This window comes from Arthrobacter sp. NPDC058097, from assembly GCF_042884885.1.
In the GTDB taxonomy this organism is placed as follows: domain Bacteria; phylum Actinomycetota; class Actinomycetes; order Actinomycetales; family Micrococcaceae; genus Arthrobacter.
This window is the reverse complement of the sequence record NZ_JBHVSZ010000011.1, coordinates 76,042-90,443: the sequence shown is the minus strand read 5'-3', so window position 1 is coordinate 90,443 and position 14,402 is coordinate 76,042. Positions and strand designations below refer to the sequence as shown.

At 62.2% G+C, this 14,402-nt stretch carries 15 protein-coding genes; 7 read left to right on the top strand and 8 right to left on the bottom strand.

Going from position 1 to position 14,402, the window contains the following annotated elements:
- Window positions 1–1,431: 1,431 nt before the first annotated feature.
- A complete protein-coding gene (locus tag ACFVTE_RS18600; protein WP_387102880.1) occupies window positions 1,432–1,662 on the bottom strand; it encodes a hypothetical protein in 231 nt (76 codons plus the stop codon).
- A 233-nt stretch (window positions 1,663–1,895) separates the two neighbouring features.
- Between ACFVTE_RS18600 and ACFVTE_RS18595 the strand changes: the two genes are divergently transcribed.
- Both ACFVTE_RS18595 and ACFVTE_RS18590 read left to right on the top strand, forming a co-directional pair.
- The gene (locus ACFVTE_RS18595) at window positions 1,896–2,528 is read left to right on the top strand and encodes a hypothetical protein (protein WP_387102878.1); all 633 of its coding nucleotides are present in this window, start codon (window positions 1,896–1,898) and stop codon (window positions 2,526–2,528) included.
- 1,256 nt (window positions 2,529–3,784) lie between these two features.
- Window positions 3,785–4,057, top strand: a complete 273-nt coding sequence (locus tag ACFVTE_RS18590; RefSeq protein WP_387102876.1) for a DNA gyrase subunit A — start codon at window positions 3,785–3,787, stop codon at window positions 4,055–4,057.
- Between the two features lie 179 nt (window positions 4,058–4,236).
- Here ACFVTE_RS18590 and ACFVTE_RS18585 read toward each other — a convergent pair whose 3' ends face one another.
- From ACFVTE_RS18585 to ACFVTE_RS18570, 4 genes are all read right to left on the bottom strand, one after another.
- On the bottom strand, window positions 4,237–4,890 hold the full coding sequence (locus ACFVTE_RS18585; protein WP_387102874.1) for a DUF6262 family protein: 654 nt from the start codon (window positions 4,888–4,890) through the stop codon (window positions 4,237–4,239).
- A complete protein-coding gene (locus ACFVTE_RS18580) occupies window positions 4,877–6,886 on the bottom strand; it encodes a tyrosine-type recombinase/integrase (protein ID WP_387102872.1) in 2,010 nt (669 codons plus the stop codon). The genes ACFVTE_RS18585 and ACFVTE_RS18580 overlap by 14 nt, the downstream gene beginning before the upstream one ends.
- A gap of 512 nt (window positions 6,887–7,398) precedes the next feature.
- Complete coding sequence (locus ACFVTE_RS18575) at window positions 7,399–7,860, bottom strand: tyrosine-type recombinase/integrase (RefSeq protein WP_387102870.1); 462 nt, start codon at window positions 7,858–7,860, stop codon at window positions 7,399–7,401.
- The gene (locus tag ACFVTE_RS18570; RefSeq protein ID WP_387102868.1) at window positions 7,860–8,576 is read right to left on the bottom strand and encodes a site-specific integrase; all 717 of its coding nucleotides are present in this window, start codon (window positions 8,574–8,576) and stop codon (window positions 7,860–7,862) included. The genes ACFVTE_RS18575 and ACFVTE_RS18570 overlap by 1 nt, the downstream gene beginning before the upstream one ends.
- A gap of 110 nt (window positions 8,577–8,686) precedes the next feature.
- Here ACFVTE_RS18570 and ACFVTE_RS18565 point away from each other — a divergent pair, with 110 nt between their 5' ends.
- Both ACFVTE_RS18565 and ACFVTE_RS18560 read left to right on the top strand, forming a co-directional pair.
- The gene (locus ACFVTE_RS18565; RefSeq protein WP_387102866.1) at window positions 8,687–9,115 is read left to right on the top strand and encodes a hypothetical protein; all 429 of its coding nucleotides are present in this window, start codon (window positions 8,687–8,689) and stop codon (window positions 9,113–9,115) included.
- Window positions 9,116–9,503: 388 nt separating this feature from the next.
- Entirely contained in the window at window positions 9,504–9,740 is a 237-nt protein-coding gene (locus ACFVTE_RS18560; RefSeq protein ID WP_387102864.1) for a hypothetical protein, read from the top strand.
- A 188-nt stretch (window positions 9,741–9,928) separates the two neighbouring features.
- Here ACFVTE_RS18560 and ACFVTE_RS18555 read toward each other — a convergent pair whose 3' ends face one another.
- The 3 genes from ACFVTE_RS18555 to ACFVTE_RS18545 all read right to left on the bottom strand — a co-directional run bounded on the left by ACFVTE_RS18555 (window position 9,929) and on the right by ACFVTE_RS18545 (window position 12,926).
- A complete protein-coding gene (locus tag ACFVTE_RS18555; RefSeq protein ID WP_387102863.1) occupies window positions 9,929–10,081 on the bottom strand; it encodes a hypothetical protein in 153 nt (50 codons plus the stop codon).
- Between the two features lie 1,014 nt (window positions 10,082–11,095).
- On the bottom strand, window positions 11,096–12,610 hold the full coding sequence (locus ACFVTE_RS18550) for a CHAD domain-containing protein (protein ID WP_387102861.1): 1,515 nt from the start codon (window positions 12,608–12,610) through the stop codon (window positions 11,096–11,098).
- A gap of 82 nt (window positions 12,611–12,692) precedes the next feature.
- Window positions 12,693–12,926, bottom strand: a complete 234-nt coding sequence (locus ACFVTE_RS18545) for a three-helix bundle dimerization domain-containing protein (protein ID WP_387102859.1) — start codon at window positions 12,924–12,926, stop codon at window positions 12,693–12,695.
- Window positions 12,927–13,039: 113 nt separating this feature from the next.
- On the opposite strand from ACFVTE_RS18545, the gene ACFVTE_RS18540 reads away from it, so the two are divergent.
- The 3 genes from ACFVTE_RS18540 (at window position 13,040) to ACFVTE_RS18530 (ending at window position 14,370) form a co-directional block, all read left to right on the top strand.
- Window positions 13,040–13,276 (top strand): hypothetical protein, encoded by a 237-nt coding sequence (locus ACFVTE_RS18540; protein WP_387102857.1) that lies wholly within the window; start codon window positions 13,040–13,042, stop codon window positions 13,274–13,276.
- Window positions 13,277–13,664: 388 nt separating this feature from the next.
- Window positions 13,665–14,084 (top strand): SRPBCC family protein, encoded by a 420-nt coding sequence (locus tag ACFVTE_RS18535; protein ID WP_387102855.1) that lies wholly within the window; start codon window positions 13,665–13,667, stop codon window positions 14,082–14,084.
- A gap of 46 nt (window positions 14,085–14,130) precedes the next feature.
- On the top strand, window positions 14,131–14,370 hold the full coding sequence (locus ACFVTE_RS18530) for a hypothetical protein (protein WP_387102853.1): 240 nt from the start codon (window positions 14,131–14,133) through the stop codon (window positions 14,368–14,370).
- Window positions 14,371–14,402 lie beyond the last annotated feature (32 nt).

Sequence of the window (14,402 nt, the reverse complement as noted above, 5' to 3'; positions counted from 1 at the left end):
ACAGCCCACCGGATCGGGCCTACGGACCGACCCACCTCACGGCAGGGGTACCGGGCTGCCCGACAACGGCAATCCTGCTGGAGGGACCGGCTTACGGGACGGTATGCGGGGCGACCCTCTCCGGGACGTTCCCGTGGAAGGATGTCACGCAGACGACAGCGTTCGTGCGGACTAGGAAAGGACGCGATTGGAAACTGGGCACCGCTGGAGTGTGCGTTGGTGGATTCGCCTCGCAGGCATTTCTGCCGTTCTAATCCTATTGGGACAGCAATTCTCCACGATCGGCTTCGTTGATCGTGGAGAAATGGCTGCTTCTGAAATCCCTCTCGGCTGGACCGCGATTCGTGCCCTCGCTTTGCTCGTTGTTCTGCTGTTGTTCCGCCCGTACATAGAAGTCCGAACGGATGGCCAAGTCGTGTTGCAGGGCCCTATCCAGAGACACACTTTTCATCGCGAACAGGTCAAAGATGTGCGCCCAACAGAATGGGGGCTGAGATTCATCCTCGAAGATGGCTCCCAAATGACTAGCATCGTCTGCCAGAACACTTGGTCCCGCAAGGAGCCGCGGTGGATGGATGTGGCTGAACTAGTTACAGGCCGCAGGCCAAGCTTGAAAGATCGCGACGGTTGGTGAGTCGCGGTGCGAACAAACGGAGCCTGTGGCGCACGTCCGTAGAGACTTCCCAAGATGATCCGCAGCTGGGGAGAGAATTCGGGATGCTAGAACGCTTGCTGAGATAACCTAGGCGTGCAGCAGGCGCAATCATTGGGGATGAAAGCATGGCTTACGTACTTCCTGGGTCTGGAATAAGCCGGGTGGTTTACCGCGCCTCCCTCGCTACTAATGCGCTGCTGTTTCTGGGAGGGCTCTTCTTGACTGTGGCTGTTTCCATCCAATTCGCCAGGTACATTGCCACATACCCAGGCCTCGTGGACGGTGACGTCACCCGGGGCCCGGGTATCGTCATCGCCACTGGCCTCATCGCCGCAGTCTTCGCTGGAAGCGCCTTCCTGCTGCTCCGAATCGGCCAGACGTGGGCAAACTGGTTTGACGTCCTGATCTGGTCAGTTGCATGGTTGCCCGCAAGCATCAACTTGAGTGGCATCATTCGAGATCCTGGCATTGGGTACGCCATGACCTCGATGGTTTGCCCTGCTAGGCATCATCCTTGCAGTGGCCACATTCTTTCTTATGCAGCCCTCCCCTGGAAACGAACAGCCAAGGTAAAACCAGCCGACAGTTAGACCGGCGGTTCCCGTGCGGATGAAGCGCCTCCCCATCAAGAGTAGAAAGGCCAGATGCGGCCACTGGCCGTGGTTAGGCTAAACATCGGCCTGCGTCTGAGCAGAGTTTTCGAGGGGATCAATTGGGACATGGCCCTACATACCCGTCGGACTTCGCGAAGCGCCTCACTTGAAAATTCCTCGATTTCATCTTCCACGACCGTCATGAAGTCGGTGAATACCAAACTTCTCGTCGTAGATGATCTGGAAAAGATCGCCGCGGATTTGTACGCGGAAGGTCTTCCCTTCGGGGCAGGCTGTCAGCAGGCTCACCGTTGGGTCCTCCCTCACCACTTCGTATGAGGCATTCTCGAGCTCTGCCAGTGCCGCGCTCCACAAAACTTCAGCGACGAATTCGCAGTATTCTTCAGTATTCATTTTCATGACGCCATCAGCTTAGACCGCCGGCCCTCGACGCCCCGCGAGGTTCTCCAGGGGCAAGCATGGCGTAAGACCAATTGGTCTGTGCCGTGAAGCGTTCCTTCTATAGCCCGGGTGTGGGGACGTACCCAATCCCCGAGTCGGCAACGCTGCAGCTACCCCGCTGCGCAGGGGGACACCGCGACCAGCTATTCGAGACGGTACTGCCGTAGCCGCGTTAGTCTGAGGCCATGGATTTCTCCTTTGGGTTCACCTACGACAGCCAGTACTTCCCTGAGCAGCCAAAGGAACTTCACGAGAAGATCGCCAGAACGGGTACGCATCACGAGAAGTGGGATCTGGCCGGTCGCGACGACCTGTCGCCGGAAGTCATCGCCATCCTGGCCCAGGACTCCGACCCGAGCATCAGGGACAGCATTGCCATGAACCATCTGACCTCGGCCAGCGTTCTGGCGTCGCTTGTCAGCCGGCATCCGGACCAGATTCCGGCGGCCTCGATACATGAGAACGCGCCGGCCACGCTCAAGGACCTGGCTCCGATTCATTGGCAAATGGACGGGTCGATCTATCAGTACCTCAAGGACAAGGAAGCCACCGAGGAGGAATCCGTCCGGTTCCGGAAAGAGCGGGATCGTCTTCACCGTCAGTACATGAACCGGCTGAAGAAGGCCCGGCAGGGGTTGTCGCCGGAGGAGTGGCCGGACTTTGATACACCGCGCACGCCTCTACTGGGCGAGGTTTGGAGAACCATACGTCCTGAGGGTGATGAGCAGCCATCGCCGTACAGCCAGGAGTTCCTGCGGGCCGCCGCCTACTACTGGGACCGCTGGTCCCGGTCCGTTGGCTCAGTCGAACTCCCGTAAAGCTAATGTGACCACCGGTCTACAGAGCAGCAGTCCCCCGTGTGTCAGTCCTCGTGCCGAAGGACGGCGCGCAGTGGTGCCGACCGGCAACTATCCGCAGGGACTAGACAACGCCGAACTGTCCCGTGAAGGGTTCCCACGCTGGAATCAGAAGGAGTTAAGCCCGATCAGGGCGGAACATAAGGTAGGTGAACCGGATGGTGTTTCCTGCCAGGACAGCTGCAGCGACGCCCCAGAAGAGCACTGCCTGTATAGCACTGTTATCGGTGTAGGGATCAAGCCGTAGAGCCGAGCGGAGAACGTCTGCGTCCTGCCCTCCCAACCACAGAGCGGGCTCTATGGCCAGCCAACTAGCCAGGGCAGCGGAAAGGCTCCAGCCCAGAAGCTGGAGAACAGCGAGCCAACCGTCTCGCAACACTTTCCTTCGGCCAGCGCGCTTCGCCGGCCCGCTTCGGTCCCGCCGGCGTCGGTACGTTGGAGGATCGTAACTGCGGTCCTCTCCTGACGCTGCAAATTCTGGCTGCGCCAGGGCTGGTCCAACCAGTTCCTCTCGTAGCCGTGCCAGGGTCCGAGTATTGTGCTCACGGACGATCCCGGCGAGCCCGCCGAGATCTGTAAACGCAATCAACGGGGACACACGCACATCGGTGTCTGGGGCTATCCAGACCAGGTGGCCCAGCGGCGTGACGTCCAAAACACTCTCCCGGGGAATCTTCCTGTCGCGGAACAAACCCTTTATGTGAACCTCAGTAGAGGTGAGCCGAACCCCGAGCCTCCAGTTTCGCCAGCTCAACCAGAGCAGAATCACACCAGCGCAGCCCACGAAGACCAGCGCGTCCGTCGGCGCGCCCGACGGGGTTGAAAGGGGAACTAAACCTTCGCCAATCACACCGCCTAGGCACACCAGAAAAAAAGCAAACATGGCGACCCGGGAAATAAACAGCTGATGAAAGACCGCTTCATCCCCCATGAAGGAACTCCCTTCGGCCCGTTCGTAACCCGTTGATAGAAACTTTCTACGGCTTCGACGGTCCCAGTTTCAAATGCTGACCTCGGAACTCCGAACCAATACGCTCGGAGCCCGCCTAAGCAGGGGGAGAGTTCGTGGAAGTCAGTGAATTCGATGAGCCTGGCCGTGGCACTAAGGCGACGGGCTTCGATTGGCCTAGTCCATACGAATCATTCCGGTTGCCGTTCCTTCGGCGATGCCGAACGGACGCAATGCCCAGTGACTACGGTCGTGCAAGAATCGCCGCATGGATGAGGATGAGCGGCGGATGAGGGACCACTTGATGATCGTCGATGCCTTGGTGCGGGCGGTGGATCGGCGTGACGAGGTCTTTCAGATTATTGAGGATTCAGAGGACGTGGACGAAGCAAGACGTCGGGTTGGTCAGCTGTTGGGTTTGGGAGAGTTGGGCAGCCGGGCTGTCCTTGACATGCAGGTTAGAAGATTCACCCGAGACCAGCGTCAGAGGCTCGCTTTCGAGGCAGAAGAACTTAGATCAAAGTTGCCTGATGGCCGCTGAGGACCCCCTGTCTCTGTCGATCACTAGTTCCTCGTCATCCGCTACAGGTGCTGCGGCTCCGTGATTCGACTTCCGGCTTCCCCTTTGGAGTAGACCAAGGAAGCCGGCCCGGTTGAGGTTACTAAAAAGGAAAGGCTGGGTTCTAGATAACAACGTTAGTTTGTGCGCAGGAACTGGCCTCACCGACCTCTGAACGCTCTGCCTCCAACTGGCCGGAAGCGGCACCCGGGGCATCCACGCAGCATGTCAGCGTAGTCCGATCCGGGTTCCGCAAGCTCCTGAGCCAAGGCTTCTCGGGTGGCGGCGAGGTCGTTCTCAAGGGCTTTGATGGTCCGCCGGAGGTCGTTGATGGTGTTGGTGAGCCCCGCCTTTTCCGACACGAGCCGCTCGTTGGCGGAACGCAACTCCGCATTGACTGCCGGGTCGACGCTGGCGGCGTCGGGGAACTGCGCGCCGAGCCATCGGCGCCGCTGGGGGCGTAATTCGTCGATGCATTTCTGTTGTTCCTTCACCCGTTCCCGCAGGCGTTGAATCTCCGCGACAAAGGTCAAGCGGTCCGCTGTTGCGCCACGGGCGGAAGCGGCTGCTGCCAGGCCCTGGTCACGATTCCATGCCTCCCTGACTTTGCGGGCTGCCTTCTTGACGGCGATGTGCAGTTCGGGGTGGCTGTGGATGAATTCCCGGGACACGCCTGCTTCCCTGGCCACAGAGGATATGGTGATCGCCGCCCCTCGTCCAGCCAAGGCCAGAAGAGCCTGGCCGACGGCTTCTTTCTTCTGTCCGGACATCGCCTGCCGGTGCTCCCGGAGAGCCTGCCCGCTACCGCCCGGCACTGGAAACGCCCTCCTGAAGGATCCGGCGCAGGTCGATCCTGCGTGGCAGGGACGCCCGGGCACGGATGTCGGCCATGGCCGCCAGGGCCTCTTCGATTTTCCGGCGTTCAGCTGGCTGAAGGGAAGCGATGTAAGCATCTATGGCTCCAATAAGGGATGAGCAGTCGTCGATCCGTTTGAGCAGGTAGTCGAGTACGTGCTGGCGGGTCTGAATGGCGCGGGCGCGTTCGTATTTGACCTTCAGGTGGAGTCGTTTGGCTTCCATCGCGTCTCGTTCCAAGGGGTCGACGAGAAAAAAGGGGCACGCCTCGCAGGCGTAATCAACGCTGCAGAAGTGGCCGTTGGCGGCGACGTTTTGGGGTTCGGTGCATGTTCCCACGGTGAGGGCGATCTTGCCGAAGCCCTCACGTTCCCGGTCGAAGGGAACGACAGTGCCGTTGATGTCCAGCCGGCGTGCCGGCAGCGAGGCCATCGCCTTCTTTCGGCGCTTTGCGGTCACCTCGTAGTAAGCCATCGCGGTGCCGTGGGTCTTGTGTCCCATCAGTTCGCGCAGGACATCCGGCGGTGTGGTTGAGACTCCGTTTTCGTCGACGGCGTCCGCGAGTCGTTGGGCGAAGGCGTGCCTGAACGAATACGGATCAATTTGGGTGAGGTCGAAGTAGACAAGGTTGCCTTCCGCTCCCTCGACCGGGGAGGTGAACGGTGCCTGCGCGGCGAGAAGCTTCAGGAAATCGCGGAGACGGTGGTTGAGGAAGGCATCGGCCCGGTGATGGTCCCGCGTGCCTTTGAAGGTCGGGAAGAGCCATCGGGAAACAACGCCGTGGTCTGCTTTGATCTGCTGCCACTCGCGGATCATGTCGTGGGTTTCCTGGTGGATGGGGAGCCTTGGCCCGGGCTGCCACGGGGGCTTGGCCTGGGTCCAGTTCAGGTAAGGGGCCCCGCTATGGTCATAGGAGATGCAGTCTTCCTTCAAGCGCAGGGTCTCGCTGGTTCGGCGGCCGCACCGCTCCTGCAGGTAAATCATGACCCTGGCCTCCGCCGTGGTGTACGGGTTGCCGCGATCAATGAGCTGGATATGGTCCATGACCCAATCGATGATAGGGGCGGGTGTGTAGCGGAAGGGCTCGTCCGCGTTCGACGCGGACCGGGAACGCTTTCCCGCGGCGGCGTGACGGGCCTCTTCAACGGCGAACTGGGCAGGGACGTCCTTCCAATAACGGGCGACCGAGGCGTCACGGCGGCCGAAGGCGATGACCTGGCTGATCATTCGAATGACCTTGGCCTGCGGGTGCTGTCTGGGCCATCTTTCCCGCACCGCCTTGATCACGGCATCCATGTCCGCAACTCCCAGCGCGTTCGGCGACGTGCCGCGGAGGGTAAGGATCTCGTCTATCAGGGTCCAGGCGTGTTGTGCGGAGTAGAGCGTGGGGACGTTGTGCGGGCCGCCGTGTCTGGCCCATGCGGTCACAGACTGGGCCACCCAGCCTTGGCTGATGCCCCGAAGGTCGATCTTCGCGTTATGCCCGAAGCTCTGCTGGGACTCCCGCAAAGCGAGGTCAGCGAAGTAGAGGACACGGTTGTCGCGGGGGTCCATTCCCGACCAGTCGCGGTGTGCCTGGTCAATCCGTCGCTGGAGGTCTTCTCGGAGAAACCGAAGCTGCTTGTGACCTTTTGACTGCCCCAGCGACGTCTGGCCGACGACGCTCGTCACTCCACGGCGGCGCAAGTCCAAATACACCATCCGCAGCACCAGCGGATCGAACCGTGAGATCCCTGCGAGGTCCCGGGCCTGGACCGCATACAGGAGCTCCGAGCGAACCGGCTCCGGAAGCAAGGCAAACGGGACTGCGACGCGGGTCGCATAGGTTGTCGGGATGCCATCAATGATGACCTCCGGCTCATATTCCCTTGCGACCCAGTCCTCGACAAGCGACCCGGAAACCTCCGGCTGCCTGCCGGCCCAGCTCAGATAAAGCCGCGTATGCTTCGAGCACAATCCCTGGCTCGACGTGGCGTCGTGCCCGCATCCCGCTAAACAGCGCTTCTCCCTGTGCAGAAGGACATGCTCGCTGACCGAGATCCATTCCGCCGCCGTCGATACCGCTAGCCCCGAACTCTTCGCCCTCAGGAACGCATTGCGGTGGAAGTCACAAAGCCCGAGCGCGAAATGCACCCGGCGGCACCCTTCCACCATGCATCCCGAAGCCGACGCGGCTTTGGCCGGCTTGGGTTGGGCCAACCAATCCTCGAAGGCCCATGCCGCATTGGATTTCCGCCAGGTACTCCTGCACCCGGGACACAGCCCGGCCTCCGGCAGCAGGACCGTGCAGCCGGCCTTGCTGCATACGGTGAGCCTTGTATCCCTGTTGCCGATAGCGGGAAAGAAAACGAGCGAGTCAGCGTCGAACTCGGACGGCCTCCAGTCCTGGGCGATACGACTGCGAAGGTAGGAGCTCCACGTAACCTCCGATCCCTCGTCGCGTGTCCCGACAGGGACTGCTGCGACGGTCATTCTGTCGGCCTCAGTTCGATCGCCCGTGGAGCAAGTGCGGCCAGGGCAGCCTTGGCCGCTGGCTCAAGCCCGTGCGTGTAGACGCGGGTTGATTCAATTCTTCGGTGTCCCAGCAGATACTGGACAACGTCAAGGTCCTGCCGGTCACAGTCGATGCCGCGCACGAGTCGGGTGGCGAACGTGTGCCGGAGCATATGGGGACGCGTGAGGGGGATGCCGATTTTGTCCCCCACCCGCTTCACGAGGTCGTAGGCATTGGAATAAGTCATGGCCCGCCCAAGGTAGTCGTTTTCCCTGTCGTACAAATTCACGAAGACATGCTTTGAATGATCGTCCAGCCCGAGAACGGCTGAGCGTTCCAGCACGTAATCGACGTAGCGCTCAACCAACGGCGGGGTCACGTGGAGCGTGCGCTCCGCGCCCTTGGAGCGGGCCCCGTTCTCGGTGGAATTGCCCATCACGACATGGAAGTGCGGATCCACCGTCCGGCACCCAACTCAGGGGATCCACCCCCGAAGTGCATGTCACCTGAGAAGAGGGAGAGCGCCTCTCCGACGCGGATGCCGGTGTAATAGAGGAGGTCGATCAGGAACCGGTCGCGGGCGGTCAGCTCCAGAGTTTCCAATCGTCGCCGGGCACCGGGGTCGTCGATCCACTCCAATTCCTGGCTTTTCTGCCCCAGCGACTGGTGTGGCTTCAGCGCATCCGCCAGGACACGGCGGTGGGCTCCGTGTTCGCCTCCCGCTGCGGAACCCGGCGGAAAGTACTTCACCTCAGTCATGCGGGCTACGACATCAGTCCGGAGCAGGTCCATCGAATCGGCCCACCAATAGAACGAACGCAGAGGAATCATCCAAAGCTCGACCGTCCGGCTGGTTCGGCGGTGCCCAACACCGTCCGCGCCCCGGATGATTTCCGAGCCAACAGCGTTTCGCCACATAGCAAGGTGGGAAACGCTAACAGAGCGCCAGTCTGAGGTCTTCGCCGTCCAGGAGAGGTATTTCGCAACCCGGCTTCCATAGTTCCTCACGGTATGCGGCGACTTGCCCGTATCAGTGAGAAACCGAAGCCACGACGATGCGACATGGAGCGCATCTGTCTCATCGACGATCACGTAAGTGTCATCGCCGTTCACAGACGCCATAGCCAGCGAATACGCCGCCGCAGAAGCCACGGTCACAATCTACTGACAGCAGCAAGGATAGATTGTCAGCCACGCCGTTACCCATCCCGCCACTGACAGTGCCTGACTAGATCCATGGCGGCTAGATAACCCCAGGATGCGTGATCGACGGCGAAGCCGTGATCTGGAGCCAAGGCCGGCTGAACTTCACCGCCCTGCAACAACGACTGGGCGCTGGACCAAAAACCCTTTCCGGGCTGGCAGCAGCGACACCTGCCAATTACGTTGCGTTCGATGTACTGGCAGTTGCCGGTCATGACGCCCGGGACCTGCCGTTGTCCCAGCGGCGGGCCCTCCTGGAAGAACTCGGCGACGGCTGGGAGCCACCGTCAGGCCCGGCACGCAGCACCCACGGTGGCAGACACAGCAATCGAAGGCACGGTAATCCGCGCCGTCCGGTCCATGTGCGATGGACACGTCAACGGATATGGCGAGCTGCTCATCCCCGGTCAGCGGCTGACCGCAGGTGCCGCATGCGGTGGCCATGCTGGCAGCCGCACTTACGTAGTGGGTGCTGTCTCTGCCCTTGAAAAGTTCCAGCCGCGCATCCCAGGCGACATTTCTTGTGATCGGCATATCCGCCATCCAATCCGTGAACGCTGCTCCGTGACGCGGCCAGTGGAGGGGCATCCACGTCCAGAAGCGGGAGGGGGCCGCCGGGTCCGGTAGTGCCTGTGCGCTGCCGCACCCGGCGCACTGACGGGAACCAGTTACAAGCTCTAACTCCCCAGCCAGATACCCAGAGCCTGACGCCCCGACGTTATAGAAACCTGTGAATTTCCTGTGAGGCCGAACCTGGGGTGGACCAGGCGGGTGTCCCCTGCACCGCATCCTGACAAAACGACCGGGACCGTCTGCCCTTTTCTAGGGGCCTTGTTTCTCCGGCTATTTCCAGTGTCTTGAGGTGAACCTGCTGCCATGACACACGAGCAAGCCCACCGGGCCGCGGGGTGCACCGTCGTCGATAGCTGCGGGTGCCGGACAGTACTGCGCTGGCAGGTCCTTAAGATCATCAATGACGTCTTCGACAACGCGGACACGACGCTCGAAGCCCGTACAGGCCTGCTCCAACGGCTCCGGGAGAACATCGACCGCCCCGAACAGGCCCTAATGGCCCACCTGCAGGACCGCGAAGATGCCGGTCGTCACTCCTGATATCCGAACCAGCCCCACCGTTGGTGTGCCACCTGAAAGCTCTGGGCCCGGTGCCGCCGCCTTCGATCAGGCGCGCACGTCGTATCGGATCACCTTCGCCTGTTCATTGGCGGAGAGCAGTTCACGCCGGAGGCCCTCTTGAAGGAATCTGCCGTGGTGTGTGGACAGAAGCTCAGCAGGCACTCCCATCACCGATTAAAGAGCCTCTCCCATGCGGGACCGAGAATGTGGGCCAAGGCTGGAATGCCGAACCACATCGCGACGGCTAGCAGCAGGACAACAATAACCATGGTGATCCGGAATCTCACCGCCGAAGGCGGTTTGCGGCTGCTGTCATCCATGACTACCCCTTCGTAGGCTGGAACATTATGGTCCCATCCATCCCGGCTGCAACGGAAGCCCGGAAAAACCCCAGCCACGAGGCCCCGAAAACCCCGGGCAGGGTCTCCTCGCCCACCGGCGCGACGTCCAGAACCTGTAGGACCTGCCATCGTTCAGGAGCGGCAGGAAGCCTACGAGGCAATCCTCTGGTTCTTAGTCCGCCTCTCGGTCGTAGTTGTGTGAGCGGCGCAAAAATTGCAGCTGCCTGGCGACGGACGGCCGCTGGTGTCCCCCATCCCAGCCTGCAGGCTTGGTCTGCAGAGAAACCGCGCGCCGTGTCGAGCTCTCGAGGGATGTTGAACCCGAGGTTTTCCCAAGGCGCATGCGGGAAACTCCAACCGTGCCTGCGCGGAACGAACGCGCCCTCCTCCGCGTGGGACAGCCGGGTCCGGAACGCACCCCCCAACATGCACCGGATCCGGCACCAAGCCCGGGCCCCCGTCACCCGCAGCAACTTCGCGCGTCTTCACCCAGGGCGACGCTGGAGCGAGATGCTCAAGGCCTGCCCCGGTACCGCCACGCCGCCGCACCGGACTATGGAAACCGCCGGAAGGTGCGGGCGCCCCGGCTTCGAAACCGGGGCCTCCACCGGCCCTCTACTTTCTCCTCCCACGGCCAGTCGCTGCACCGTCCTGCGCAAGATGCCGCTTTGCAAGGTTTTCCTAAGGCGCGCAGCTGAGAATGGGGTTTGCCGGTAACGCACCTGCCAGCGCGAGGCCGGCAGGCACCGGGAAAGGCGGACTACTCCTGCCCGACCCGGTGCCTTCAAGAGGGAAGCAACCCCAAGGCCGTATGGTCCCGGCCAACGCCGCTGTTCGTGCTTACACAGATCCGCACCCGTCACTGGCGGGCTCAACAGCGAAGAACAGATCCGGCAACTACCCGACGACGCCGTCAAACAGATAGTGCGCACGAGGTGACCGTCGGCTCGATGCGCGGCCGGTTACGGTGTTGCGGTCTTACGGGCATGGTTTCTAGAGCTTTGGGGAGGGGAATTTTTTCCATTCGCGGTGGAATTTAGCCTCGGCCTCCAATGCCGCGGTTTGTTCCAGGGCGTGCAGGCGGCCGTAGCTGAAGCCGTTTTCGCCCTGCAGGAAGGATTCGGCGCCGAGCCGGCGCAGCAGCTGGCGGGTGACGATGCTGTCCTGGTGGTCGCCGAGGATCTTTTGGACGCTGTGCGCTGCGTCGACGAGGTGGCCGGCAACCTTGGGGTTGACGGGGGCGGCGGCCTCGGCTGCGTAGCGCAGCCGCTTGCCGTCTTTCCGGGCTTCGTGGAGTGCCGGATGGTCGGTGATCCCGGCCGGATGTCTCCGGGCTTCCGTAACAGCAGCGGCCAGCCGCTTTACATCCTTGGTAATGAGTTTGGGAATGACCTTGCCCGCCCGTTTGTCCGCCAGCGGTGCAAGACCGGGCGCGGCGAGCAGGGTGTCCAGGGCATCGAGCAACCCGAAGTAGCGCTTCTCTTTTAACACCTCGAGCACCTTGGTGTGCGCCTTTTCGTAGTCAGCTCCAAGCTGAATGTCGACGCGGCGGGTGACCGGTCCCATGACCAGCTCGGTGGGCTCTTGGGCGATCATGTCTTTGAGCCGTGCGTGCATGACCTCGGCGTCCCTGGCCTCGCCCAGGACCCCGGCCAGCCACTTGAGCTCGTCCCGGACGAACTGGACGCGATCGCCGTCGCTGAGCAGTTTCCGGTAGGTGGCCAGGACCGAGCGCATGCGCCGTGTCGCGACGCGCATCTTGTGGACTGAATCGTGGGTGTTGCGCCGCACCTGCGGGTCCTGGTCCTTGAGGGTCTGTACCTGCTCTGTCAGGTAGGCGAGCAGGACGTCGCCGGCGGCTCCTTTGCGTTTGGCCTGTGGTGTCCTTCCCTGTCCTGTGGGCGCTTTCCGGTTCAAGGCGCGGGCCAGCTTGGAATCATGGGCTGAGGGCCTGACACCTGCTGCTGCAAGCATCTGGTCTGTGGCGTCCAGAAGGTCCCGTCCACCGTCAATGAGTTCAATTTCCCATTCGCGCCAGCGCTTGGTCTCCTGCGGGGGCAGGAGCGTTTCCGCCTCCACCCGGTCGTCGCTGACTTCCGCGAGCATGCCGTCTTTCTTTCCCTGAAGACGGTGTACGGTCCGCCGTGTCGTCAGTTTAGCCACGGGGACCAGCTTCTTCTCCCGGGTATGGACGAGGATCAGCTCCAGGAGAGCGTCGGGAACGGTGGCGGTGTCTTGCCCGAGCGGTTCGCGGTGTTCGTGCCGTTCGTCCACCGAGGCGGGGAGCTTCAAGTGCCAGCCGGCATCATCTCCGCCGGTTCTGCGCCGCAAGGTGATCTGCTCCGACGCCAGGCGCAGGTCTTTGGTATCGAAGTACTCAGCCGTGAGCTGGTGCTCCACCGGCGGACCGACCCCCCGGACCCCGGGCAGGTCCTGCAGCGGTGGCAGGACGGCCGAGTCCTTGACGTCGTACTTCCGTTCCACTTCAACAACTGGTGCGGTGCCCATGGCCGCATTTTACGTCCGGCGCCACCGGGCGTCAGTAAGAAAAATATGCCCCACCCATCCCAGCCGGCGGCACCGGCCCGGGTCAGCTCAGGCCGGGACGCCGGGCAAACTCCCGGTGCAGACGGTCGCGTGCACCGTGTTCGACGAGTGTGGGGATGTAGGTGCGGATGCGGCCCCCGTCCAGGGCCTCATACTCATCGTCAACGACGTCGGCGATGCGCTTCCGTGGGGCTTGCGGGTAGCGAAGGGCCAGACGGCCAACCACCGCCGAGACGATGTGCTCCCTGTCGTCAGTGTTCCCTGTTTCGGCGTTCACCAACCCAGTGTCGGGCCGGGGAACCTGGAGGGTCAAGACCGGCGGAACCTGATTCCGCCCCGATTGTGCCTGCACCGTGGCCTACGTCTGACGGCCGGGCGTATCATCGGCGCATGCACGAGCACCACGGCGTGGCGGTGCAGCGCCGGCTGGACGAGCTTGCGCCTTTCCTTCGCAACCTGGGCCACCAGACGCGCGAGACGTATGAGCGGGCAGGGATACTCGCGGTCATGCCCGACACCTCGTTCCCCATCGCTGATGCACGGTTCAGCCGAAAAGACTATGGTATGGGGTCACCTATCAATCACGGGGCGCGGTCTATTTCAGCATCACCCGCGATGGCGAACTGACCCTGCCCAGCCCGAAGGACGCTATAGCGCTCACCAACGCCCTCATCCCGTACGTCCAGCTGGGACACCTTCAGGATCCTCAGGACACCGGGCCGGCAGACACCCCCACGGAGCGGTTTCCGCCGCCACAGCTTCTCCTGGACATCGAAACTAATGACCTCTTCATCGCCAGCGTGAGCCGCAACAGCAACGCGGAGACGACAACGGTTTTCGTGCCCCTTGAGCAGTACATCACCGAACGCGCCCGGCTCTTCGTCGAAGCCTTCAAAGCGGTGGGATGACAACGGAGCATCCGGCCCCCGGGGCGGGGCCCGCCAGAAACCCCGGACTCTGTACCGCACGGCGCGCAGGCCACCTCCCGTTCAGCTTGCACCGGTAGCTTGGAGCGGTGCGCTTCTTTCGATCTGAAGTCCTGATCAACGCCCGTGCCTCCACGGTGTGGCACGTCATTACCGACGGCACGAACTTCGGCGTCTGGGAATCCGGGATCCTGGAGGCCGACGGCCCGATACGCGCCGGCGATACAGTCCAGATCACCCCGATGGTCGGCCGGCGGCCCGTCAACCTGCGTGTCCAGCAAATCGAGGGCGAAGTGATGACCTGGAAGCGCAGCCTGCCACTCGGGTTATGGGCCAGGACCCGCACCTTCACTCTCACGCCCGAATCCTCGCACACGCGCCTGACCGTCACCGAAGATCACCGCGGGCTGCTGCTCCCCTTCTCGAAGCACCCCGACGCCGATCCCTTCCTTGACCGGTTCACCGAAGCCGTCAGGGCCCGCTCGGAAATACTCGACAGAGTGTCATAGGCGCCGCCAACTTCACACGTTCATCCGGGGATGGTTCTATCAGCGTATGGACGCAAACGCAGGCAATGACTATGAACCTCCGGCCAACTGGGGAACGCTGAAGCCGGGACAGGCAGTCCAGGTCAAGGAAGCCGGTCACGCCGACGGCACCGGCATCATTGACAACATGACCCCAGACGGGGCAGTCGTGTGGGTCTGGATCACCGGAACATCTCCACGGAGGATGTTCCTGGCCGGAGACCCGGTAGCCATCCTCCCCGAACAGGAAACCCCCGCCGCCTTTTAGAGCGTCACCGGCCGGCACGACAGGCGTCCGGC